This is a genomic window from Rathayibacter sp. AY1C2 (assembly GCF_002931195.1).
Lineage (GTDB): Bacteria > Actinomycetota > Actinomycetes > Actinomycetales > Microbacteriaceae > Rathayibacter.
In genome coordinates, this window is record NZ_PSWG01000001.1 from 286,200 (window position 1) to 307,984 (window position 21,785).

The following is a 21,785-nucleotide window of genomic DNA, read 5'->3' on the forward strand; positions in this document are numbered from 1 at the left end:
TGGGTGCGGGGCGCCCCGTCCGGGCGCCCCTTCGAGGGGGGAGGCGGGCGTCAACCGACGCTGCCCTCCATCCCCATCTCGATGAGCTTGTTCAGCTCGAGGGCGTACTCCATGGGCAGCTCGCGCGCGATCGGCTCGATGAAGCCACGGACGATCATGGCCATCGCCTCGTCCTCCGGCAGGCCGCGCGACATCAGGTAGAAGAGCTGCTCCTCGCTGACCTTCGACACCGTCGCCTCGTGGCCGAGCTGCACGTCGTCGACACGGATGTCGATCGCCGGGTAGGTGTCGGAGCGCGAGATGGTGTCGACCAGGAGGGCGTCGCAGCGCACGGTGTTCGCCGAGTGGTGCGCGTTCGCGTCCACCCGGACCTCGCCGCGGTATCCGGCGCGACCGCCGCCGCGGGCGATCGACTTCGAGACGATCGACGACTGCGTGTACGGCGCCATGTGGACCATCTTCGCGCCGGCGTCCTGGTGCTGGCCGGGGCCCGCGAACGCGACGGAGAGGGTCTCGCCCTTCGCGTGCTCGCCGACCAGGAAGATCGACGGGTACTTCATCGTGACCTTCGAGCCGATGTTGCCGTCGATCCACTCCATCGTCGCGCCCTCGTGCGCGATCGCGCGCTTGGTGACGAGGTTGTAGACGTTGTTCGACCAGTTCTGGATCGTCGTGTAGCGCACGCGGGCGTTCTTCTTCACGATGATCTCGACCACGGCCGAGTGCAGCGAGTCCGACTTGTAGATCGGAGCCGTGCAGCCCTCGATGTAGTGGACGTAGCTGTCCTCGTCCGCGATGATCAGGGTCCGCTCGAACTGGCCCATGTTCTCGGTGTTGATCCGGAAGTAGGCCTGCAGCGGGATGTCGACGTGGACGCCCTTGGGGACGTACACGAAGGAGCCGCCGGACCAGACCGCGGTGTTCAGCGCCGCGAACTTGTTGTCGCCCGCGGGGATGACGGTGCCGAAGTACTCCTCGAAGATCTCGGGGTGCTCGCGCAGCGCCGTGTCGGTGTCCATGAAGATGACGCCCTGCTCCTCCAGGTCCTCGCGGATCTGGTGGTAGACGACCTCGGACTCGTACTGGGCCGCGACACCGCCGACGAGGCGCTGGCGCTCCGCCTCCGGGATGCCGAGCTTCTCGTACGTGTTCTTGATGTCGTCCGGGAGGTCGTCCCAGGTCTGCGCCTGCTTCTCGGTGGAGCGGACGAAGTACTTGATGTTGTCGAAGTCGATGTCCGACAGGTCGGCGCCCCACGTCGGCATGGGCTTGCGCTCGAAGAGCTTCAGGGCCTTCATGCGGCGGTCGCGCATCCAGGCGGGCTCGTTCTTGAGCGCGGAGATGTCGGAGACGACCTCGGGCGAGATGCCGCGTCGTGCGGAGGCTCCGGCGGAGTCCGAGTCGGACCAGCCGAACTCGTAGACGCCCAGGCTCTCGAGCTCGGGGCGGTCGATCAGGATGTCTGACATGTGTACCTCGTTTCCTACCCACTGCTAACCGGTCGGGTCCCGGAGTCATTCCCCCGGGGGTGGCCCGCGGGTGCTCTCCGGCCGGTCGCGCGATCGATCTGATGCGCGGAGCGGATGATGTGCGTCCCTGGATTCCGGAGGTGTGCGTCGGCGCTCCATCGGGCCGTGTGCGGATCACGTGCGCAGGGTGCGTCGAACCGTGACCAGCTTCTCATTCTACCGGCGTCCGCCGTTCAGGGGAACCTCCGCACCTGGGTGTCGGCCGGGCACCGGTGACGCGCATCCAGACGCGCATGGCCATACCGGTGTCGGTGGTCCGTGATTCGGTTCCGCCATGACGAACGACGCATCGACCCCGATCCCCGCACGACTCGTGACCGCACTGGTGGGCGCCGGCCTGCCGACCGGACCCGCGCGGGCGTTCGGCCCTCTCGCCCGCGCGATCGCGGCCGACCTCCCGCTGCGGACGCTCCCCCGCGTGCTCCTGCGCCTCCGGCGGCACCTGCTCTCCGCCGAGCCGGAGCCCGCGGTCAGGCGGCGGGCTGGAGCTCCTGGGCGGCGTCCCGGCGCTGGGCGCGCACGGTGAACAGCCTCGGGTTCACGTCGAGCAGCACGCGGACCGCGCCGACCCAGATGAGCGCCGAGCCGAGGAGGTGCACCGCGACGAGCGTCTCGGGCAGCGCGGTGAGCGACTGCACGACCCCGACCAGCGCCTGCAGCACGACGACCACGAGGAAGGCGATCACGCGCCGCCGGGCGAGCTCCGAGCCCGCCGCCCGCGACAGGCGCAGGAGCAGCGCGGCGCCCACGACGAGCACCGCTGTGCCGAGCACGCCGTGCACGACGGTCACGCTCTCCCAGTGGAACTGCATGCGGGGCACCTCCGCGGAGTCGCCGGCGTGCGGGCCGGTTCCCGTCACGAGGGTCCCCACGAGGATCACGAGGAGCGTCAGGCCGACGAGCCCGATGCTGAGCGCCCGCGTCGCGCGGTCCGGCTCGAAGGCCACGGACTGCGAGCGGTGGGCGCGGTGCCACGTCAGTGCGGTGGTGGTGAGGAGGGCGATGGCGAGAACGAAGTGCCCGGCCACGATGTACGGGTTGAGGCCCGAGTGGACGGTCGCGCCGCCCGCGAGGGCGTTCGCGACGACGAGCCAGAACTGCGACCAGGCGAGCCGGGTCATGGTGCGGTCGCGCGGCTTCTGCAGGCGCGCGGCCGTGATCGCCCAGCCCACCGCGACCACGAGGACGCCGGTGAACGCGCGGTTCGTGAACTCGATGAAGCCGTGGATCCCGAGCTCGGGGGTCGAGGTGAGCGAGCCCGGCTCGCACGCCGGCCAGGTGGGGCAGCCGAGGCCAGAGCCGGTCAGCCGGACGACGCCCCCGAAGAAGATGATCAGGATGCTCGCGACGAGCGCCGCGGTGGTCCCCCAGCGCAGTGCGCGCGGACCGAGGGTCACCCGCTCGGCGAGCAAGGAGAACGGCGTCACCATCAGAAGGGCAGCAGCGGGTCGATGCCGACGGCGAGGAAGAGCAGGGTGAGGTATCCGATGGACCCGTGGAACACCCGCATCGGCGAGACGTGCTCGTGACGGATCGCGAGGCTGTAGAGGCGGTGCGTCTCGGCGATGAACCAGACTCCGCTGCCGAGCGCGACCACCGTGTAGAGCACCCCCATGCCGGCGACGGGGATCAGCAGGAGCGAGCAGGCGACGGTGGCCCAGGCGTAGAGGATGACCTGGAGCCCGACGATCGTGCGTCCGCGCACGACGGCCAGCATCGGCACGCCGGCGGCCTGGTAGTCGTCCCGGTACTTCATCGACAGCGGCCAGTAGTGCGGCGGCGTCCAGAGGAAGATGACGGAGAAGAGGATGACGGGGGCCCAGTCGAGCGAGCCGGTGACCGCCGCCCAGCCGATCAGCACCGGCATGCAGCCCGCGATGCCGCCCCACACGATGTTCTGCGGCGTCCGGCGCTTGAGGAAGAGCGTGTAGAACACGACGTAGATCAGGATCGCGGCGAGCGAGAGGCCCGCGGAGAGCCAGTTGGCCGTGAGGCCGAGCCAGACGATCGACAGGACGCCGATCGTGGTCGCGAAGACGAGCGCGGACCGGTCCGAGATCTCCCCGGTCACGAGCGGCCGGTTCTTCGTCCGGTTCATGATCCGGTCGATGTCGCGGTCGAAGTAGCAGTTGAACGCGCCCGCGGACCCGGCGCTCAGGGCGCCGCCGATCAGGACGTTGAGGACCAGCAGCAGGTTCGGGATCCCGCCCTGCGCCAGGATCATCGTCGGAGCGGTCACCACGAGGAGCAGCTCGATCACGCGCGGCTTCGTCAGAGCGACGAAGGCCTTCACCTTGCGCGAGAGGGTCGTCGGCGACGCCCCGTCCCGCTCGACGGCGGTGGTCTCCACGACTGCGTCCATTGCTCCTCTAACGATTCGATGATCCCGAACGAGTGTAATGCGCCCGTCCGGGAGCCGGGCCCGGCGTGCACGCTTGTCCAATCGGACGCAGACATATGCGACCACGCAACCCCCGGTCGGCGGCGCACCCCCCTCCGTATACTCGGGACTGCTCGCCAGAGCGCCCGGCACGCACCCGAGCCCGCCCGACGATCGTCGGCACGGGGCCGAGAGGGTCGTCGCCGGAGCATCGTGTCGAAGTCGTCATGCGGCGTGCTCCACCATGCGAGAGGGCGGACGGTCCCCGTCTGCCCCACGTCTCGAGAAGGGTCAGTACCAAGTGTCAGAACTGCAATGGGAATCCATTGACGAGAAGGCAGTCGACACGGCGAGGGTTCTCGCCGCGGATGCGGTCGAGAAGGTCGGCAACGGCCATCCCGGAACCGCCATGAGCCTCGCGCCCGCCGCCTACCTCCTGTTCCAGAAGGTCATGCGCCGCGATCCGTCCGATGCGACCTGGATCGGCCGCGACCGGTTCATCCTGTCGGTCGGCCACTCCTCGCTGACGCAGTACGTCCAGTTCTACCTGGGCGGCTACGGACTCGAGCTCGACGACCTCAAGGCGCTGCGCACCTGGGGCTCGAAGACCCCGGGCCACCCGGAGTACGGCCACACCGACGGCGTCGAGATCACCACCGGACCGCTCGGCCAGGGCCTCGCCTCCGCCGTGGGCTTCGCCTACGCCTCGCGCTTCGAGCGCGACCTGTTCGACCCGGAGGCCGCCGCAGGCACCTCCCCGTTCGACCACTTCGTCTACGTGATCGCCGGCGACGGCGACCTGCAGGAGGGCGTCACCAGCGAGGCCTCCTCCCTGGCCGGCCACCAGAAGCTCGGCAACCTGGTCGTCATCTACGACTCCAACCAGATCTCGATCGAGGACGACACCAACATCGCCTTCACCGAGGACGTCAAGGCGCGCTACGAGGCCTACGACTGGCAGGTCCAGGTCGTCGACTGGAAGAAGACCGGCGAGTACCACGAGGACGTCGCCGAGCTGCACGCCGCGATCGAGGCCGCGAAGGGCGAGACCGACAAGCCGTCGCTCATCATCCTGCGCACCATCATCGGCTGGCCGTCGCCGAAGAAGCAGAACACCGGCAAGATCCACGGCTCCGCCCTGGGCGCCGACGAGCTCCGCGGACTCAAGGAGGTGCTCGACTTCGACCCCGAGAAGACCTTCGACGTCGCCGACGAGGTCATCGAGCACACCCGCAAGGCCGTCGAGCGCGGTCAGGCCCAGCACGCCGAGTGGGACGAGCAGCTCGCCGCCTGGGCGTCCGCGAACCCCGAGAAGAAGGAGCTGCTCGACCGGGTCCTCTCGGGCGAGCTGCCCGAGGGCGTCCAGGAGGCGCTCCCCGTCTTCGAGCCCGGCAAGGAGGTCTCGACCCGCGCCGCGTCCGGCAAGGTCATCAACGCCCTCGCCGGCGTGATCCCCGAGCTGTGGGGCGGCTCCGCCGACCTCGCCGAGTCGAACAACACGACGATCGAGGGAGCCGGCTCCTTCGTCCCGACGGAGTTCTCGACCCACGAGTGGACCGGGAAGAAGGGCGGCCGCGTGCTGCACTTCGGCATCCGCGAGCACGCCATGGGCGCGATCCTCAACGGGATCGTCCTGCACGGCAACACCCGTCCCTTCGGCGGCACCTTCCTGATCTTCTCCGACTACATGCGCCCGGCGGTCCGTCTCGCCGCGCTCATGAAGGCGCCGGCCATCTACGTCTGGACCCACGACTCCGTGGCGCTCGGCGAGGACGGCCCGACGCACCAGCCGGTCGAGCAGCTGTCGACCCTCCGCGCGATCCCGGGCCTGGACGTCGTCCGCCCCGGCGACGCGAACGAGGTCGCCTACGCCTGGAAGACCATCCTCGAGCGCCGCGAGGGCCCCGCCGGCCTCGCGCTCACCCGTCAGAACATCCCGGTGTTCGAGCGCGGCGAGGGCGACGCGGAGGGCGAGACCTTCGCCTCCGCCGCGAACGTCGCCCGCGGTGCCTACATCCTGGCCGAGGCGCCGGGCGGCACCCCGGACGTGATCTTCATCGCGACCGGCTCCGAGGTCCAGATCGCCGTCGAGGCGCGCGAGGCCCTGAGGAGCGAGGGCGTCAACGCCCGCGTCGTCTCGGCTCCGTCCCTCGAGTGGTTCGAGGAGCAGGACGCCGAGTACCGCGAGAAGGTCCTGCCCTCCTCGGTGAAGGCGCGCGTCTCGATCGAGGCCGGCCTGAGCCTGGGCTGGCAGAAGTACGTCGGCGACGCCGGCCGCTCCGTCTCGATCGAGCACTTCGGCGCCTCGGCCGACTACAAGACCCTGTTCCGCGAGTTCGGGATCACCACCGAGGCGGCACTGTCCGCCGCCAAGGAGTCGCTCGCAGCCTCCTGACCCGAAGGCCGCGTCCACCACGGACGCGGCCTTCGCCGTCGGAGCAGCGGCTCCCCCTCACACCACGCACCACCTACGCAGAAGAAGAAGAGACATGACCGAGAACACCCCCACCGCAGAGCTCTCCGCCGCCGGCGTCAGCATCTGGCTCGACGACCTCTCCCGCTCGCGCATCTCCACCGGAGGGCTGCAGAAGCTCATCGAGGAGAAGAACGTCGTCGGAGTCACCACGAACCCCACGATCTTCGCCGCGGCCCTGACCAACGGCGAGTCCTACGACGCCCAGGTGCGCGAGCTCGCCTCCGCCGGCACCTCGGTGACCGACGCCGTCTTCGAGATCACCACCGACGACGTCGCCGCGGCGTCCGACATCTTCCGCCCGATCTACGACGCGACCAACGGCTACGACGGCCGCGTGTCGATCGAGGTCGAGCCCGGCCTGGCGCACGACGCCCAGGGCACCATCGAGCAGGCCAAGGCCCTCTGGGCCAAGGTCGACCGCCCCAACGCGATGATCAAGATCCCCGCGACCGTCGAGGGCCTCGAGGCCATCACGGAGGTCATCGGCTCCGGCATCTCGGTGAACGTCACCCTGATCTTCTCGCTCGCCCGCTACCGCGCCGTCATCAACGCGTACCTGGCCGGCCTCGAGAAGGCCAAGGACGCCGGCATCGACCTGTCGACCATCCACTCCGTCGCCTCGTTCTTCGTCTCGCGCGTCGACACCGAGATCGACAAGCGCCTCGAGGCCGTCGGCACCGACGAGGCCCGCGCCCTCAAGAGCAAGTCCGGCGTCGCCAACGCGCAGCTGGCCTACGAGGTCTTCGTCGAGGCGTTCGCCACCGAGCGCGCCCTGCTGCTCCAGGAGTCCGGCGCCAACCGCCAGCGCCCCCTCTGGGCCTCGACCGGCGTCAAGTCGACCGACCTCCCCGACACCCTCTACGTGACCGAGCTCGTCGCGGCCGGCGTGGTCAACACGATGCCCGAGAAGACCCTCGAGGCGACCTTCGACCACGGCGTCATCACCGGCGACACCGTCACGGGCTCGTACGCCGACGCGAACGCCGTCCTCGACGCCGTCGCGGCGCAGGGCGTCTCGTACGCCGACGTCACCGAGCTGCTCGAGAAGGAGGGCGTGGAGAAGTTCATCGTCTCCTGGAACGAGCTGCTCGACACCGTCACCGCGGCGCTCGAGGGCGCGAAGGCGCAGGCCTGATCATGGCCATCCAGATCCACGTCAGCGGAGACGCCGAGAAGGCCGTCGACCGCGTCGTCCCGGAGCTCGTCGCCGACGAGGTCGCCTCCGGCATCACCGCCCAGGTCCCCACCCTGTGGGGCGCCGCGGCGGAGGAGGAGGCGGCCAAGCGCCTCGGGTGGACCGAGTCGACCACCGTCTCCCGCCCCCTGATCCCCCAGATCCTCGCCCTGCGCGAGGAGTTCCAGGCCAAGGGCGTCGACCACATCGTCCTCGGCGGCATGGGCGGCTCCTCGCTCGCGCCCGAGGTCATCACCCGCACCGCCGGCGTCGAGCTCACCGTGCTCGACTCGACGGCGCCCGGCCAGGTGCTCGCGGCCCTGAACGACCGGCTCGCGTCGACCGCGGTCGTCATCTCCTCGAAGTCCGGCTCGACCGTCGAGACCGCGAGCCAGAAGAAGGCCTACGAGAAGGCGTTCACGGAGGCGGGCATCGATCCGCTCGACCGCATCGTCATCGTGACCGACCCGGGCTCGCCCCTGGACACCTCCTCCCGCGAGGCCGGCTACCGCGTGTTCAACGCCGACCCGAACATCGGCGGGCGCTTCTCGGCGCTCTCCGCGTTCGGCCTCGTGCCGTCCGGGCTCGCCGGCGCCGACATCGAGGCCCTCCTCGACGAGGCGGCCGAGGCCTCCCTCGGGCTCGCCGTGGACTCCCCCGAGAACCCGGGCCTGATCCTCGGAGCGGCGATCGCCGCGACCAGCCCGCGCCGCGACAAGCTCGCGATCGTCGCCGACGGGACCGACATCGTCGGCTTCGCCGACTGGGCGGAGCAGCTCATCGCCGAGTCCACCGGCAAGGACGGCACGGGCATCCTCCCCGTCGTCCTCGGCACGCTGGCCCCCGAGCTCTCGGAGGACCTGCCCGACGTGCAGGTCGTCCGCCTGGTCGAGGACGCCACGGCGCTGCACCTGTTCCCGCGCGACCGCCACGAGGGCGAGATCCTCCTCTCCGGCTCGCTCGGCGCTCAGATGCTGACGTGGGAGTACGCCGTCGCCATCGCGGGTCGCCTCCTGGGCATCAACCCGTTCGACCAGCCCGACGTCGAGTCGGCGAAGGTCGCGACCCGGGCCCTGCTCGAGAAGCGCCCCGAGCCCGAGGCGCCCGCGTTCACCGACGCGGGCATCGAGGTCACCGGCAGCAGCAGCGTCACCGAGGGCGTCTCGACCGTCGCCGCCGCTGTCGACCGCCTCCTCGCCCAGCTGGGCGACGGCGGCTACGTCTCGATCCAGGCGTACGTCGACCGCCTCGCGCTCCCGCAGCTCGAGGGCGTGCGCGACCTCCTCGCCGCGCAGGCCCAGCGCCCCGTCACCTTCGGGTGGGGCCCGCGCTTCCTGCACTCGACCGGGCAGTACCACAAGGGCGGGGCGCCGACCGGCGTGTTCCTCCAGATCACCGAGCGCTCCGACGTGGATCTCGAGATCCCGGACAGCCCGTTCACCTTCGGCCAGCTCATCCTGGCGCAGGCCGCCGGCGACGCGAGCGTGCTCGCCGAGCACGGCCGGCCGGTGCTGACCCTCACGCTGACCGACCCCGAGGCCGACCTCGAGGCGCTCTTCGAGGCCCTCAACACCTGATCCGACGGGCACGCCGCCGCTGCGCTCTCGAGCGCGCGGCGGCGTGCCCGCGGTCGTCCCGCGACCACTTCCCGGGGCAGCAGCCGGGCCCGCCCGCTCCTCCCCCTCCCTCACCGATAGCAGTGCGCCGGTCCCACCGGCACACAGAAGGACACTGCACATGTCTGTGGACATCACCCCCGAGTTCAACCCGCTGAGGTTGAGCTTCGACCGCCGGTTGAACCGGATCGCCGGGCCCAGCGGCCTCGTCATCTTCGGCGTGACCGGCGACCTCTCCCGCAAGAAGCTCATGCCCGCGGTCTACGATCTCGCCAACCGCGGCCTCCTGCCTCCCGGCTTCGCCCTCGTCGGATTCGCCCGGCGCGACTGGGACGACCAGGACTTCGAGCAGGTCGTCCACGACTCCGTGAAGAAGCACGCCCGCACCGAGTTCCACGAGGAGGTCTGGGCGCAGCTCGCGCAGGGCATCCGGTTCGTGCAGGGCGAGTTCGACGACCCCGAGGCGTTCGCCCGCCTGAAGACGACCGTCGACGACCTCGACCGCGAGCGCGGCACGAACGGCAACTTCGCCTTCTACCTCTCGATCCCCCCGAAGTCCTTCCCGCAGGTCACCGAGCAGCTGCGCAGCTCCGGCCTCGCCGAGCAGAAGGACGGCCAGTGGCGCCGCGTCGTCATCGAGAAGCCGTTCGGCAGCGACCTGAAGACGGCTCGCGAGCTGAACGACGTCGTCGAGTCGGTCTTCCCGCCCGACTCCGTCTTCCGGATCGACCACTACCTCGGCAAGGAGACGGTCCAGAACATCCTGGCCCTCCGCTTCGCCAACATGATGTACGAGCCGCTCTGGAACTCGAACTACGTCGACCACGTGCAGATCACCATGGCCGAGGACATCGGCGTGGGCGGGCGCGCGGGCTACTACGACGGCATCGGAGCGGCGCGCGACGTCATCCAGAACCACCTGCTGCAGCTGCTCGCCCTGACCGCCATGGAGGAGCCGATCTCGTTCGACGCGGCCGACCTCCGTGCGGAGAAGGAGAAGGTCCTCGCGGCCGTCCGCCTCCCCGCCGACCTCTCCACTTCTACCGCCCGCGGACAGTACGCCGGCGGCTGGCAGGGCGGCGAGAAGGTGCTCGGCTTCCTCGAGGAGGACGGCATGAGCCCCACCTCGACCACCGAGACCTACGCCGCCATGCGCCTGGACATCGGCACCCGACGCTGGGCCGGCGTGCCGTTCTACCTGCGGGCCGGCAAGCGCCTCGGCCGCCGCGTCACCGAGATCGCGGTCGTGTTCAAGCGGGCACCGAAGCAGCTCTTCGCCGAGAGCCAGACCACGTCGCTGGGCCAGAACGCGCTCGTCATCCGGGTCCAGCCCGACGAGGGCGTCACCATGCGCTTCGGCTCGAAGGTGCCCGGCGCCGGCATGCAGGTGCGCGACGTGACGATGGACTTCGGCTACGGCCACGCGTTCACCGAGGCGAGCCCCGAGGCCTACGAGCGCCTCATCCTCGACGTCCTCCTGGGCGAGCCGCCGCTCTTCCCCCGGCACGAGGAGGTCGAGCTGTCCTGGAAGATCCTCGACCCGATCGAGGAGTTCTGGGCCACGCAGGGCCAGCCCGAGCAGTACCGCCCCGGAACATGGGGCCCCGATTCCGCCGACGAGCTCCTCGCCCGCGACGGCCGCACCTGGAGGCGTCCATGATCGTCGATCTGCCCGACACCACGACGAGCGAGGTCTCGAAGACCCTCGTCAAGATCCGCGAGGAGGGCGGCGCCGTCGCGCTCGGCCGCGTCCTCACCCTCATCATCGCGACCTCCCGGGGTCACGAGGAGGAGGCCATCGAAGCCGCGAACGACGCGTCCCGCGAGCACCCGATGCGCGTCATCGTGGTCTCGAAGGACGACGGCACCACCACGGTCCCGGTCGACGCGACGGCGCGGGTCGACGCGCAGATCCGGGTCGGAGGCGACGCCGGCGCGAGCGAGGTCGTCGTGCTCCGTCCCTACGGAGACGCGGCCGAGGACGAGGAGAGCCTGGTCACGGGCCTGCTCCTCCCCGACGCCCCCGTCGTGGCCTGGTGGCCGAACAGCGCTCCGGACAACGCCTCCGCGTCCCCGATCGGCCGGATCGCCACTCGGCGGATCACCGACGCGTCGGCCCAGTCGAACCCGGCGGAAGCGCTGCACCACCTCGCGTCCACCTACGCCCCCGGCGACACCGACTTCGCCTGGACCCGCCTCACCCTCTGGCGCGCGCAGCTCGCCGCCGTGCTCGACCAGCCGCCCTACGAGCCGATCACGGCCGTCGAGGTCTCGGGCGCGCCCGACTCGCCCTCGACGATCCTGCTCGCCGCCTGGCTGCAGCTCGAGCTCGACATCCCCGTCGACCACGAGCTCACGATCAGCGCGACCGGGTCCAGCGGGATCCACGGCGTGCGGCTCATCCGCGACTCCGGAGTGATCGAGCTCGAGCGCTCGGTGCCCAACGTCGCGACGCTCACGCAGCCCGATCAGCCGGTCCACGACATCTCGCTCCCCCGCCGCAGCCTCCGGGACTGCCTGGCGGAGGAGCTGCGCCGGCTCGACCCGGATGACCTGTACGGTGAAGTGATCTCGCGCGGGGTCGACATGCTCACTGAGAAGGCCGAGGCCCGCAGCGCCTCCTGAGGTGTGGGCGCCCGTCCAGGGCGCCCGCACCTCAGAGCTTCCCGACACGGAGCCGAACCCCGCCGATCGGCACCCGAACCCGAAGGAGTCCCCTGAGATGACCACCGAACGCCGCGTGCTGGTCCACCGCGACAAGCAGACCCTCGCCGGCTCGGTCGCCGCCCGGTTCCTCACCAAGACGATCGACGTCCTCGACGACCTGGGTTCGGCGAACGTCGTGCTCACCGGAGGGACGATGGGAGCCGCCACGCTCAAGGAGATCGGCTCCTCCTCCGCCGCCGGCAACGTGGACTGGTCGCGCGTGCACTTCTGGTGGGGCGATGAGCGCTGGGTGCCCCGCGGCCACGAGGACCGCAACGACGTCCAGGCCGGGGACCTCTTCAGCGTCCTCGATGTGCCGGCGGCGAACGTGCACTCCTACCCGGCCTCGGACGAGGGCCTGGACCTCGACGGCGCCGCCGCTGCCTACGACGCGGAGCTGCGCGAGCACGCCTCCGAGGGGCGCGACTACCCGCGCTTCGACATCACCTTCCTCGGCGTCGGGCCGGACGGGCACATCGCGTCGCTGTTCCCCGAGCGCTCCGCGATCCGCTCCACGACGCCCGGCGTCCTCGCCGTCCGCAACTCGCCGAAGCCGCCGCCCGAGCGCCTCACCCTCACGCTGCCGCTGATCAACCAGTCGGACCGCATCTGGATGGTGCTCGCCGGCGCCGACAAGGCCTCGGCCCTGGGCCTCGCGCTCGCGGGTGCCAGCACGAACGAGGTGCCCGCGTCGGGCGCGTTCGGCCGCAAGCGCACGGTGTTCTTCGTCGACCAGGAGGCAGCGGCCGAGGTCCCCGAGTCGCTCATCGCTCCGAGCTACTGAGCACGGTCCGGAAACGACGGAAGGCCCGTCCCCCGAGGGGGCGGGCCTTCCGTCGTTCGTCGTCCGGTGAGGATCAGGACGGGGTCGCGGTGCCTCGTCGGGCGCGCAACTGCTGCAGCGCCTCCTCGAGGAGCTGAGCCGCCTCGGCCTCGGTGCGGCGCTCCTTCACGTAGGCGAGGTGCGTCTTGTAGGGCTCGGTCTTCGCGACCTGCGGCGGGTTCGCCCGGTCGCGGCCCGCGGGGAGACCGGACTGCGGCGAGTCGATCACCTCGGGGATCTCGTCCTCGGGGAGGGCCGCCGAGAAGTGGCGCACCGTCTCGTTGCCGAGAGCGTCCCAGTAGGAGACCGCGACGCGCTCCGCGTGGAAGCCCCGGTCCTGCTCGCCCATGGGTCCTGCGCCGACGCGCGAACCGCGAATTGCACTGCCGCCTGATGCCATTGCGAGTACCCCTATGCTCCGGTGGTGAACTTGGTGATGAGTCCGAGCACCACGATGCAGGCCAGCCAGACGACGCCCAGGATCACGGTGATGCGGTTCAGGTTGCGCTCGGCGACGCCCGACGCGCCGAGGTTGGAGGTGACTCCGCCCCCGAACATGTCGGACAGTCCGCCGCCGCGCCCCTTGTGGAGCAGGATCAGCATGGTGAGCAGGAGGCTCGTGATGCCCAGGATGACCTGGAGCACGACCTGGAGGATGTCCACGCGGTACCTTTCGAAGTTCTGGCGCGTTGCGCGCCCCGACGAGTATAACGGCGCCTGCGAATCCGCGAGGAATGCGTCGTCCCGTGTTCGGGGCGATGTATACGAGTGTCCGTCGAGGGGCGGAGCGGGTGGCCTCGTCGCGGCGCCCTCGACAACCTCTCCAGTCGCCCTACCGCGAGCCTGTGATCCACGTACTTTCGGATCGATCGAGCCGAACGCGCCACGCTTTCGGAGGGCACCCCGCGAGGAGCTGACGGCACCGGACCGGCCAACGCGCGAAGCCGGTGTGGGATCTTCCGAGGCGAACCGGTGATCCGCGTTCCAGCGGATCGACGTAGCCGGACGCATCCCGCTCCCGGAACCGCGCCCCGTCGCGAAGCCGACCGCGCCACGCCGCGCAGGGAGCGGCGTGGACGACAGCGAGGCGAACCGGCGATCCGCGTCCCAGCGGATCGCCGTAGCCGAACGCATCCCGCTCTCGGAACCGCGCCCCGTCGCGGAGCCGACCGCGCCACGCCGCGCGGGGAGCGGCGTGGACGACGAGAGGGCGGGCCCGATGGGCCCGCCCTCTCGTCGCAGCAGCTCAGACCCCGACGTGGTTCCGGAATCGTGCGATCGCCGCGAACTCGTCGACCTGGAGGCTGGCGCCTCCGACGAGTGCTCCGTCGACGTCGGGCTCGCGCATGAAGCCGGCGATGTTGCCGGACTTCACGGAGCCGCCGTAGAGGATGCGGGTCTTCGCGGCGGTGTCGGCGCCGAGGACGTCGGCGACGACTCCGCGGAGCGCCTTGCAGACCTGCTGGGCCTGCTCGGGCGTCGCGGCCTGTCCGGAGCCGATGGCCCAGACCGGCTCGTAGGCGACGACGAGGTCGGCGTCCGCGGGGAGGCCGGTGAGGGCCTCCTTCAACTGGGCGACCGGCACGGCCGACGGGCCGTGCTTCTCGAGGTCCTCCGCGGTCTCGCCGACGCAGATGATCGGAGCGACGCCGTGATTGACGGCCGCAGCCGACTTGGCGGCGATGTCCGCGTCCGTCTCGCCGTGGAGCGTGCGACGCTCCGAGTGGCCGACGATCACGTAGTCGCAGTCGAGCTGCTTCAGGAACTGGCCCGAGATCTCACCGGTGTAGGCGCCGCTGTCGAACTTCGAGACGTCCTGCGCGCCGTACTTGAGCGGCAGCTTGTCCGAGTCGACGAGGATCTGCACGGGCCGGAGGTCCGTGAAGGGCGGGAACACCGCGACCTCGACGCCGTCGAAGTCGTGGTCGGCGTCCTTGAGGCTCCACGCCAGCTTCTGCACGAAGGCGATGGCCTGGAGGTGGTCCAGGTTCATCTTCCAGTTGCCGGCGATGAGCGGGGTGCGGGCGGCGGTGTCTACCATCCGAGGACCTCCAGTCCGGGGAGGCGCTTGCCCTCGAGGAATTCGAGGCTCGCTCCGCCTCCCGTCGAGATGTGGCCGAACTGGTCGTCGCGGAACCCGAGGGCGCGGACGGCCGCGGCGGAGTCGCCTCCGCCGACGACGCTGAGACCGTCGACCTCGGTGAGCGCCTGCGCGACGGTCTTGGTGCCCGCCGCGAACGGCTCGAGCTCGAAGACGCCCATGGGGCCGTTCCAGAACACCGTCTCGGACGCCGCGATGATCTCGGCGAAGTGCGCGGCGGTGTCCGGTCCGATGTCCAGGCCGAGGCCCTTCTCACCGAAGGGCGTGCCCTCGATCGCATCGGCCGAGGCGACCTGGTGCTCGGCGTCGGGGCCGAACTCCGACGCCACGACGACGTCCGTCGGCAGGACGATCTCCACGCCCAGCTCCTTCGCCTTCGCGAGGTAGCCGAGCACGGTGTCGACCTGGTCGGCCTCCAGCAGGCTGGCGCCGACCTCGTGGCCCTGGGCCTTGAGGAAGGTGAAGAGCATTCCGCCGCCGATGAGGATCGAGTCGACCTTCGGCAGCAGGTGCTCGATCACGCCGAGCTTGTCCGAGACCTTCGAGCCGCCGAGGACGACCGCGTAGGGGCGCTCGGGCTTCTCGGTGAGCCGCTCCAGCACCTCGAGCTCGGCCGCGATCAGCGTGCCGGCGGCGCTGGGGAGAAGCTCGGCGAGCTCGTAGACGCTCGCCTGCTTGCGGTGCACGACGCCGAACCCGTCGGAGACGAAGGCGTCACCGTAGGCGGCCAGCTTCTCGGCGAAGGTGCGGCGCTCGGCCTCGTCCTTGCTCGTCTCGCCGGCGTTGAACCGGAGGTTCTCGAGGACGACGACCTGGCCGTCCTCGAGGGCGTCGACGGCGGCCGAGGCCGCCTCCCCGACGGTGTCCTCGGCGAAGGCCACCGGAGCGTCGAGCAGCTCGCCGAGGCGGGCGGCGACGGGAGCGAGGCTGTACTTCGCCTCGGGCTTCCCCTCGGGGCGCCCGAGGTGGCTCACGACCACGACTCGGGCGCCCTCGGAGACCAGACGCTGGAGCGTGGGCACCGACGCGCGCACGCGGCCGTCGTCCGTGATCGTTCCGTCCTTGAGGGGGACGTTCAGATCGCAGCGGACGACGACGCGCGTGCCTGCGAGGGAGCCCAGTGAGTCCAGAGTGCGGAGCGTCACTGCGCGCAGCCCTTAGAGCTTGCCGGCGACGAACTCGGTGACGTCGACGAGGCGGTTGGAGTAGCCCCACTCGTTGTCGTACCAGGAGGCGACCTTGACCTGGCTGCCGATGACCTTCGTGAGGCCCGCGTCGAAGATCGACGAGTGCGGGTCGGTCACGATGTCGCTCGAGACGATCGGGTCCTCGGTGTACTTGAGGATGCCCTTGAGGTCTCCCTCGGAGGCCGCCTTGTACGCCGCGTTGATCTCCTCGACGGTGGCGGGCTTGGTCAACTCGACGGTGAGGTCGGTGATCGAGCCGGTCGGGACCGGGACGCGGAGGGCGTAGCCGTCGAGCTTGCCGACGAGCTCCGGGATGACCAGGCCGAGCGCCTTGGCGGCACCGGTCGAGGTCGGGATGATGTTGACGGCGGCGGCGCGGGCGCGACGCAGGTCGCTGTGCGGGCCGTCCTGGAGGTTCTGGTCGGCGGTGTACGCGTGGACCGTGGTCATCAGGCCGCGCTCGATGCCGAAGTTGTCGAGCAGCACCTTGGCGAGCGGCGCGAGGCAGTTCGTGGTGCAGGACGCGTTCGAGATGATGTCGTGCGTCGCGGGGTCGTAGGTGTTCTCGTTCACGCCGAGGACCAGGGTCGCGACGTCGCTGCCGGTGGCAGGAGCGGAGACGATGACCTTCTTGGCACCCGCGGTGATGTGCTTGCGCGCGTCCTCCGACTTGGTGAAGCGGCCGGTCGACTCGATGACGACGTCGACTCCCAGCTCGCCCCAGGGGAGGTTCGCGGGGTCGCGCTCCTCGAGGACGATGATCGGCTTGCCGTTGACGACGATGCGGTCGCCGTCGAGCTCGACGGTCGCGTCGAGGCGGCCCGTGATGGAGTCGTACTTCAGGAGGTGCGCGAGGGCCTTGTTGTCGGTGAGGTCGTTGACCGCGACGATCTCGAGGTCGCTGCCCTTGGCGAGGGCTGCACGGAAGAAGTTACGGCCGATACGGCCGAAGCCGTTGATGCCGATCTTGACGGACACAGATATCTCCTGGTGAGGAAAGGCACCTCGACGGTGCAGTGGAGGGGTGGAAGCCGACGACAGGGCGTCCCGGACGCGGGGCCCGGGACGCCGAGATCGCTACGACAGTAGCAGCAGGCCCGAAGTCTTCTCGCGGGCCTTCTCGAAGCGCGCGGAGACGTCGGCCCAGTTCACGATGTTCCAGAACGCCTTGACGTAGTCGGCCTTCACGTTGACGTAGTCGAGGTAGAAGGCGTGCTCCCACATGTCGAGGAGGAGGACCGGGACGGTCGCCGCGGCGAGGTTGCCCTGGTGGTCGTAGAGCTGCTCGATGATGAGCTTCTCGCCGAGAGAGTCCCAGGCGAGGATCGACCAGCCGGAGCCCTGGATGCCGAGGGCCGAGGCGGTGAAGTGGGCGCGGAACTTGTCGAACGACCCGAAGTTGTCGTCGATGGCCGCGGCGAGCTCGCCGACGGGCTTGTCGCCGCCGTCCGGCGAGAGGTTGTTCCAGAACACGGTGTGGTTCACGTGACCGGCGAGGTTGAAGGCGAGGTCCTTCTGGAGCTTGTTCACGTTCGCGAGGTTCTCGCTGTCGCGAGCCTCCTGCAGCGAGGCGAGGGCGGTGTTCGCCCCGGCCACGTACGTCGCGTGGTGCTTGTCGTGGTGGAGCTCCATGATCCGCCCACTGATGTTCGGCTCGAGGGCCGAGTAGTCGTAGGGCAGTTCGGCGAGCGTGTAGTCAGCCATGTGCGATCTCCTGTTCGTGGTCGTCGCTCCCGTGCGACCCGCCGGCGTCTCGGCGTCCTCCGCGAGGCGGAGGAGGAGGGCCGGGAGTGTCCTGAGCGACCCGATCAGTCTAGCGAGGGGGCCCCTCCGCGTTCGGAGGGCTTGCGTTGTTCGACCAGGAGACACTCAGCGTTCGCCGGGCGGGGCGCGCCGTGCGGCCGGGCCTACAGGTCCTGCAGCTCGGCCGGGAGGTTCGCGTCGGTGCCCGGGATGTCGAGGTCGGACGCGCGCTTGTCGGCCATCGCGAGGAGGCGGCGGATGCGGCCGGCGACGGCGTCCTTCGTCATCGGCGGATCGGCGTGGTGGCCGAGCTCGTCGAGGCTCGCGTCGCGGTGCGCCAGGCGCAGGCGCCCGGCGTAGCGGAGGTGCTCGGGGATGTCGTCGCCCAGGATCTCCATCGCGCGCTCGACGCGGGCGCACGCCGCGACGGCGGCCTGGGCGGAGCGGCGGAGGTTCGCGTCGTCGAAGTTGACGAGGCGGTTCGCGGTCGCCCGCACCTCGCGGCGCTGGCGCAGCTCCTCCCAGCTCGCGACGGTCGCGGTCGCGCCCATCAGGGTGAGCATCGCGCTGATGCTCTCGCCGTCGCGGATGACGACCCGGTGGACGCCGCGCACCTCGCGGGACTTGGCCTGGACTCCCAGGCGTCCGGCGGCTCCGACGATCGCCATGGCCGCCTCGTTGCCGGGGCAGATGATCTCGAGCGCCGCGGAGCGGCCCGGGTCGGTCAGCGAGCCCTGGGCGAGGAAGGCGCCGCGCCACAGGGCGGCGAGCTCCTCGCGGGAGCCGGTCGTGAGGCGGTTGGGCAGGCCGCGGACGGGCCGGCCCCGCTGGTCGAGGAGGCCGGTCTGCCGGGCGAGGGTGTCCCCGCCCTCGACGACGCGCACCAGCCAGCTCGTGGTCCTCCGGGATCCGCCGGCCGAGACGATGCTGCCCTCGCTGCGGACGCCGTACAGCTCGGCGAGGTCGCGGCGCACGCGGGTCGCGAGCGGGGCGGAGTCGAGCTCGACCTCGACCGCGAGGCGGTTGGAGATGATGTGCAGTCCTCCGGAGAAGCGGAGGATGGTCGCCAGTTCGGCGGCACGGACGGTGTTCTTGCGCGAGACGATCGCGACCAGTTCGCCCTTGACGTCTGCGGTGAGGGCCACGGAGTCTTCCTTACGTCGGGTGCGCGGCGGAGCGCGCGGGGATCATTCTCGGCCGAGGTCGCGGTGCGCTACGTTGACGGCGACGCCCGGCAGCTCGGCCAGACGGGCCGCGACACGGCCCGCGACCGCGACGGAGCGGTGCTTGCCTCCCGTGCAGCCGATCGCGATGGTCGCGTGGCGCTTGTTCTCGCGCTGGTAGCCGTCGAGCACGGGGCGCAGGGCCCGGGAGTAGGAGTCGATGAACTCCTCGGCGCCCTGCTGGGCCAGCACGTAGTCTCTCACCTCTTCGTCGAGACCCGTGTGCGGACGCAGCTCCGGGATCCAGTACGGGTTCGGCAGGAACCGCGCGTCGGCCACCATGTCGGCGTCCGTCGGCAGCCCGTACTTGAAGCCGAAGCTCATCACCGTGACCTGGAGGCCCGCGCGGCCGGCCTCGGCGAAGCGCTCGGTGATGCTGGTGGCCAGCTGGTGGATGTTAAGATCCGAGGTGTCGATGACGATGTCGGCCGACTCCCGCAGCTGAGCGAGGCGCGTCCGCTCGGCGGAGATGCCGTCGAGGAGGGTCCCCCGGCCCTGCAGCGGGTGCGGACGGCGCACCTGCTCGAAGCGACGGACGAGCGCGGCGTCGGTGGCCTCGAGGAACACCACTCGGAGGTCGACCCCGGCGCGCAGCTCGCGGACGATGTCGCCGAGGTCCTCGAAGAAGTCGCGTCCGCGGACGTCGACGACCGCCGCGATCTTCGGCAGCGTGTCCCCTGCACGCTGCGCCAGGTCGACCAGCGGGCGCAGCATCTGCGGCGGCAGGTTGTCGACGACGTACCAGCCGAGGTCCTCCAGCGCGTTCGCGGCCGTGGACCGGCCCGCTCCGGACATCCCCGTGACGATCAGCACGTCCTGCTGCTCGCTCTCCGTGCTCATGCGCTCTCCGTGCTCGTGTCTGCTCGTGTCCTCGGTGCCGGGCACCGGCCGCTCTCCCCCGGAGCGCGGGCCTCCAGCCTAGGGCGTGCCCCCGACGGCGGACCCGTCCGGATGCAGGTGCGCGTGGATCGCGCCCGCCAGCGTCGGGCCGATCCCCTTGACCTCGGCGATCTCGGCCTCGCCCGCCTCGCGGAGCCGGGCGACGGATCCGAAGTGCTTCAGCAGGTCGCGAACTCGCGTGCCTCCGAGCCCGGGCACCTCGGCCAGCTGCGACGAGATGTCGCGCTTGCGACGCGTCCTCTGGTGGGTGATCGCGAAGCGGTGCGCCTCGTCGCGGATGCGCTGGAAGAGGAAGAGCGCATCGCTGTTGCGCGGCAGGATGACGGGGAAGTCGGAGTCCGGCAGCCAGATCTCCTCGAGGCGCTTGGCGATCCCGCAGAGGGTGATGCCGGTCACCCCGGACTCGTCGAGCGCGCGCTGCGCCGCCGCGACCTGCGGCTGGCCGCCGTCGACGATCAGCAGCTGCGGGGGGTACGAGAACTTGCGCCGCTTGGCCTCGCCGGTCTCGGGGTCGACCGCCGCGGGCTCGACCGGCTCGCGGAGGTAGGCGAGGCGGCGGGTGAGCACCTGGTACAGCGACTCGGTGTCGTCCGTCGACTCCGCGATGGAGAACCGCCGGTACTGGTCCTTCCGCGCGAGCCCGTCCTCGAAGACCACCATCGAGGCGACGATGTTGGTGCCGCTGAGGTGGGAGACGTCGTAGCACTCCATCCGGAGCGGCGCCTCGCTCATGCCGAGGGCGTCGCGGATGTCCTCCAGAGCCTGCGTCCGAGCGGTGAAGTCGGCGGAGCGGCGGGTCTTGTAGAGCATCAGCGAGTGCTTCGCGTTCTGCGTCGCCGTCTCGAGGAGGGCGGCCTTGTCTCCGCGCTGGGCCGCTCGGAGGCGCACGTTCGTGCCGCGCAGTCCGCTCAGCCACTCCTCGAGCGCCTCGGTGTCCTCGGGCAGCTCCGGCACGACGACCTCCCGGGGCGGGACGTCGCCGGTCTCGTAGGCGGCCTGGAGGGCCGTGTCGACGAGCTCCGCCGTGCTCATGTCGAGCTCCTTGTCGACGACCCAGCCCCGCTCGCCGCGGATGCGCCCGCCGCGGACCCGGAACTGCTGCACGGAGGCGGCGAGCTCGTCGTGGACGATCGCGTAGAGGTCGACGTCCACGTTGTCCTTGAGCACGACCGCGCTCTTGGCGAGGACCGCGTCGAGGGCGGCGGCCTGATCGCGCAGCTTCCCCGCGCGCTCGTACTCCATCGCCGCCGCGGCCTCGCGCATCTCCTTCTCGAGCTCGCCGATCATCCGGCGGTCGTGGCTGCCCATGAAGGCGACGAAGCGGTCGACCATCTCGCGGTGCTCGGCGAAGGTGACGCGGTGGGAGCAGGGCCCGCCGCAGCGGCCGATCTGCGACGCGAAGCAGGGCTTGCCGCTCTGCATGGCGCGCTTGTAGTTGGAGTCGTTGCAGGTCCTGATCGGGAACGCCTTGATCATCAGGTCGATCGTCTCGTGGATCGCCCAGATCTTGGGGTAGGGCCCGAAGTAGCGGGCCTTCCTGATCTTGGCGTTCCGCGTGACCATCACCCGCGGGGCCTCGTCGCCGAGCGTCACCGCCATGTAGGGGTAGGACTTGTCGTCGCGGAACTTTACGTTGAAGGGTGGATCGAACTCGTTGATCCAGGTGAACTCGAGCTGCAGGGCCTCGACGTCGGTGCCGACGACGGTCCATTCGACGCCGGAGGCCGAGGTGACCATCCGCCGGGTGCGCTCGTGCAGGCTCGGCAGCGGGGCGAAGTAGTTGCTCAGCCGCGCGCGGAGGTTCTTGGCCTTGCCCACGTAGAGCACCCGCCCCCGGGCGTCCGTGAAGCGGTACACGCCCGGGAGGGTCGGGATCTCACCCGGCTTCGGCCGGAAGTCGACTGTCTGCGCCATGCCTCTCGCTCGC

Annotated in this window: 18 protein-coding genes; 6 read left to right on the forward strand and 12 right to left on the reverse strand. The window is 70.4% G+C overall.

Annotation, left to right across the window (positions count from 1 at the left end):
* Nucleotides 1–50: 50 nt before the first annotated feature.
* The 3 genes from sufB to C5C55_RS01340 form a co-directional block, all read right to left on the reverse strand.
* Nucleotides 51–1,469, reverse strand: a complete 1,419-nt coding sequence (sufB, locus tag C5C55_RS01330) for a Fe-S cluster assembly protein SufB (RefSeq protein WP_104221933.1) — start codon at nucleotides 1,467–1,469, stop codon at nucleotides 51–53.
* A gap of 530 nt (nucleotides 1,470–1,999) precedes the next feature.
* Nucleotides 2,000–2,959, reverse strand: coding sequence for a heme A synthase (locus C5C55_RS01335; protein ID WP_104232634.1), 960 nt, complete (start codon nucleotides 2,957–2,959; stop codon nucleotides 2,000–2,002).
* A complete protein-coding gene (locus tag C5C55_RS01340; RefSeq protein ID WP_104232635.1) occupies nucleotides 2,959–3,891 on the reverse strand; it encodes a heme o synthase in 933 nt (310 codons plus the stop codon). The genes C5C55_RS01335 and C5C55_RS01340 overlap by 1 nt, the downstream gene beginning before the upstream one ends.
* Before the next feature lie 319 nt (nucleotides 3,892–4,210).
* Between C5C55_RS01340 and tkt the strand changes: the two genes are divergently transcribed.
* The 6 genes from tkt to pgl all read left to right on the forward strand — a co-directional run bounded on the left by tkt (nucleotide 4,211) and on the right by pgl (nucleotide 12,665).
* On the forward strand, nucleotides 4,211–6,304 hold the full coding sequence (tkt, locus tag C5C55_RS01345) for a transketolase (protein WP_104232636.1): 2,094 nt from the start codon (nucleotides 4,211–4,213) through the stop codon (nucleotides 6,302–6,304).
* A gap of 94 nt (nucleotides 6,305–6,398) precedes the next feature.
* Nucleotides 6,399–7,520 (forward strand): transaldolase, encoded by a 1,122-nt coding sequence (gene tal, locus C5C55_RS01350; protein WP_104221924.1) that lies wholly within the window; start codon nucleotides 6,399–6,401, stop codon nucleotides 7,518–7,520.
* Between the two features lie 2 nt (nucleotides 7,521–7,522).
* Nucleotides 7,523–9,136: a glucose-6-phosphate isomerase gene (locus tag C5C55_RS01355; RefSeq protein WP_104232637.1), complete on the forward strand. Its 1,614-nt coding sequence runs from the start codon at nucleotides 7,523–7,525 to the stop codon at nucleotides 9,134–9,136.
* Between the two features lie 160 nt (nucleotides 9,137–9,296).
* Entirely contained in the window at nucleotides 9,297–10,835 is a 1,539-nt protein-coding gene (gene zwf, locus C5C55_RS01360; protein ID WP_104225293.1) for a glucose-6-phosphate dehydrogenase, read from the forward strand.
* Entirely contained in the window at nucleotides 10,832–11,800 is a 969-nt protein-coding gene (locus C5C55_RS01365; protein WP_104232638.1) for a glucose-6-phosphate dehydrogenase assembly protein OpcA, read from the forward strand. The genes zwf and C5C55_RS01365 overlap by 4 nt, the downstream gene beginning before the upstream one ends.
* Nucleotides 11,801–11,897: 97 nt before the next feature.
* Complete coding sequence (gene pgl / locus C5C55_RS01370) at nucleotides 11,898–12,665, forward strand: 6-phosphogluconolactonase (protein WP_104221917.1); 768 nt, start codon at nucleotides 11,898–11,900, stop codon at nucleotides 12,663–12,665.
* 73 nt (nucleotides 12,666–12,738) lie between these two features.
* Here pgl and C5C55_RS01375 read toward each other — a convergent pair whose 3' ends face one another.
* The 9 genes from C5C55_RS01375 to uvrC all read right to left on the reverse strand — a co-directional run bounded on the left by C5C55_RS01375 (nucleotide 12,739) and on the right by uvrC (nucleotide 21,772).
* A complete protein-coding gene (locus C5C55_RS01375) occupies nucleotides 12,739–13,104 on the reverse strand; it encodes an RNA polymerase-binding protein RbpA (RefSeq protein WP_055791968.1) in 366 nt (121 codons plus the stop codon).
* Nucleotides 13,105–13,115: 11 nt separating this feature from the next.
* The gene (gene secG / locus C5C55_RS01380) at nucleotides 13,116–13,367 is read right to left on the reverse strand and encodes a preprotein translocase subunit SecG (RefSeq protein ID WP_104221915.1); all 252 of its coding nucleotides are present in this window, start codon (nucleotides 13,365–13,367) and stop codon (nucleotides 13,116–13,118) included.
* Between the two features lie 583 nt (nucleotides 13,368–13,950).
* On the reverse strand, nucleotides 13,951–14,745 hold the full coding sequence (tpiA, locus tag C5C55_RS01385; RefSeq protein WP_104221913.1) for a triose-phosphate isomerase: 795 nt from the start codon (nucleotides 14,743–14,745) through the stop codon (nucleotides 13,951–13,953).
* The gene (locus tag C5C55_RS01390) at nucleotides 14,739–15,950 is read right to left on the reverse strand and encodes a phosphoglycerate kinase (RefSeq protein ID WP_104232639.1); all 1,212 of its coding nucleotides are present in this window, start codon (nucleotides 15,948–15,950) and stop codon (nucleotides 14,739–14,741) included. Before C5C55_RS01390 ends, tpiA begins: the two co-directional genes overlap by 7 nt.
* Nucleotides 15,951–15,962: 12 nt before the next feature.
* Nucleotides 15,963–16,970, reverse strand: a complete 1,008-nt coding sequence (gene gap / locus C5C55_RS01395) for a type I glyceraldehyde-3-phosphate dehydrogenase (protein WP_104221909.1) — start codon at nucleotides 16,968–16,970, stop codon at nucleotides 15,963–15,965.
* Nucleotides 16,971–17,069: 99 nt separating this feature from the next.
* A complete protein-coding gene (locus C5C55_RS01400; RefSeq protein ID WP_104221907.1) occupies nucleotides 17,070–17,696 on the reverse strand; it encodes a superoxide dismutase in 627 nt (208 codons plus the stop codon).
* A gap of 203 nt (nucleotides 17,697–17,899) precedes the next feature.
* Nucleotides 17,900–18,880 (reverse strand): DNA-binding protein WhiA, encoded by a 981-nt coding sequence (whiA, locus tag C5C55_RS01405; RefSeq protein ID WP_104221905.1) that lies wholly within the window; start codon nucleotides 18,878–18,880, stop codon nucleotides 17,900–17,902.
* Nucleotides 18,881–18,922: 42 nt separating this feature from the next.
* On the reverse strand, nucleotides 18,923–19,798 hold the full coding sequence (gene rapZ / locus C5C55_RS01410; protein ID WP_097166020.1) for an RNase adapter RapZ: 876 nt from the start codon (nucleotides 19,796–19,798) through the stop codon (nucleotides 18,923–18,925).
* Between the two features lie 78 nt (nucleotides 19,799–19,876).
* Entirely contained in the window at nucleotides 19,877–21,772 is a 1,896-nt protein-coding gene (gene uvrC, locus C5C55_RS01415; RefSeq protein ID WP_104232640.1) for an excinuclease ABC subunit UvrC, read from the reverse strand.
* Nucleotides 21,773–21,785: the final 13 nt, after the last annotated feature.

Bases quoted from the DNA above. Each gene is read 5' to 3' on its own strand.
- pgl (WP_104221917.1), top strand. From the start codon at position 11,898: ATGACCACCGAACGCCGCGTGCTGGTCCACCGCGACAAGCAGACCCTC.
- uvrC (WP_104232640.1), bottom strand. From the start codon at position 21,772: ATGGCGCAGACAGTCGACTTCCGGCCGAAGCCGGGTGAGATCCCGACC.
- C5C55_RS01340 (WP_104232635.1), bottom strand. From the start codon at position 3,891: ATGGACGCAGTCGTGGAGACCACCGCCGTCGAGCGGGACGGGGCGTCG.
- sufB (WP_104221933.1), bottom strand. From the start codon at position 1,469: ATGTCAGACATCCTGATCGACCGCCCCGAGCTCGAGAGCCTGGGCGTC.
- C5C55_RS01335 (WP_104232634.1), bottom strand. From the start codon at position 2,959: ATGGTGACGCCGTTCTCCTTGCTCGCCGAGCGGGTGACCCTCGGTCCG.
- C5C55_RS01375 (WP_055791968.1), bottom strand. From the start codon at position 13,104: ATGGCATCAGGCGGCAGTGCAATTCGCGGTTCGCGCGTCGGCGCAGGA.
- zwf (WP_104225293.1), top strand. From the start codon at position 9,297: ATGTCTGTGGACATCACCCCCGAGTTCAACCCGCTGAGGTTGAGCTTC.
- C5C55_RS01400 (WP_104221907.1), bottom strand. From the start codon at position 17,696: ATGGCTGACTACACGCTCGCCGAACTGCCCTACGACTACTCGGCCCTC.
- C5C55_RS01355 (WP_104232637.1), top strand. From the start codon at position 7,523: ATGGCCATCCAGATCCACGTCAGCGGAGACGCCGAGAAGGCCGTCGAC.
- tal (WP_104221924.1), top strand. From the start codon at position 6,399: ATGACCGAGAACACCCCCACCGCAGAGCTCTCCGCCGCCGGCGTCAGC.
- C5C55_RS01365 (WP_104232638.1), top strand. From the start codon at position 10,832: ATGATCGTCGATCTGCCCGACACCACGACGAGCGAGGTCTCGAAGACC.
- rapZ (WP_097166020.1), bottom strand. From the start codon at position 19,798: ATGAGCACGGAGAGCGAGCAGCAGGACGTGCTGATCGTCACGGGGATG.
- tpiA (WP_104221913.1), bottom strand. From the start codon at position 14,745: ATGGTAGACACCGCCGCCCGCACCCCGCTCATCGCCGGCAACTGGAAG.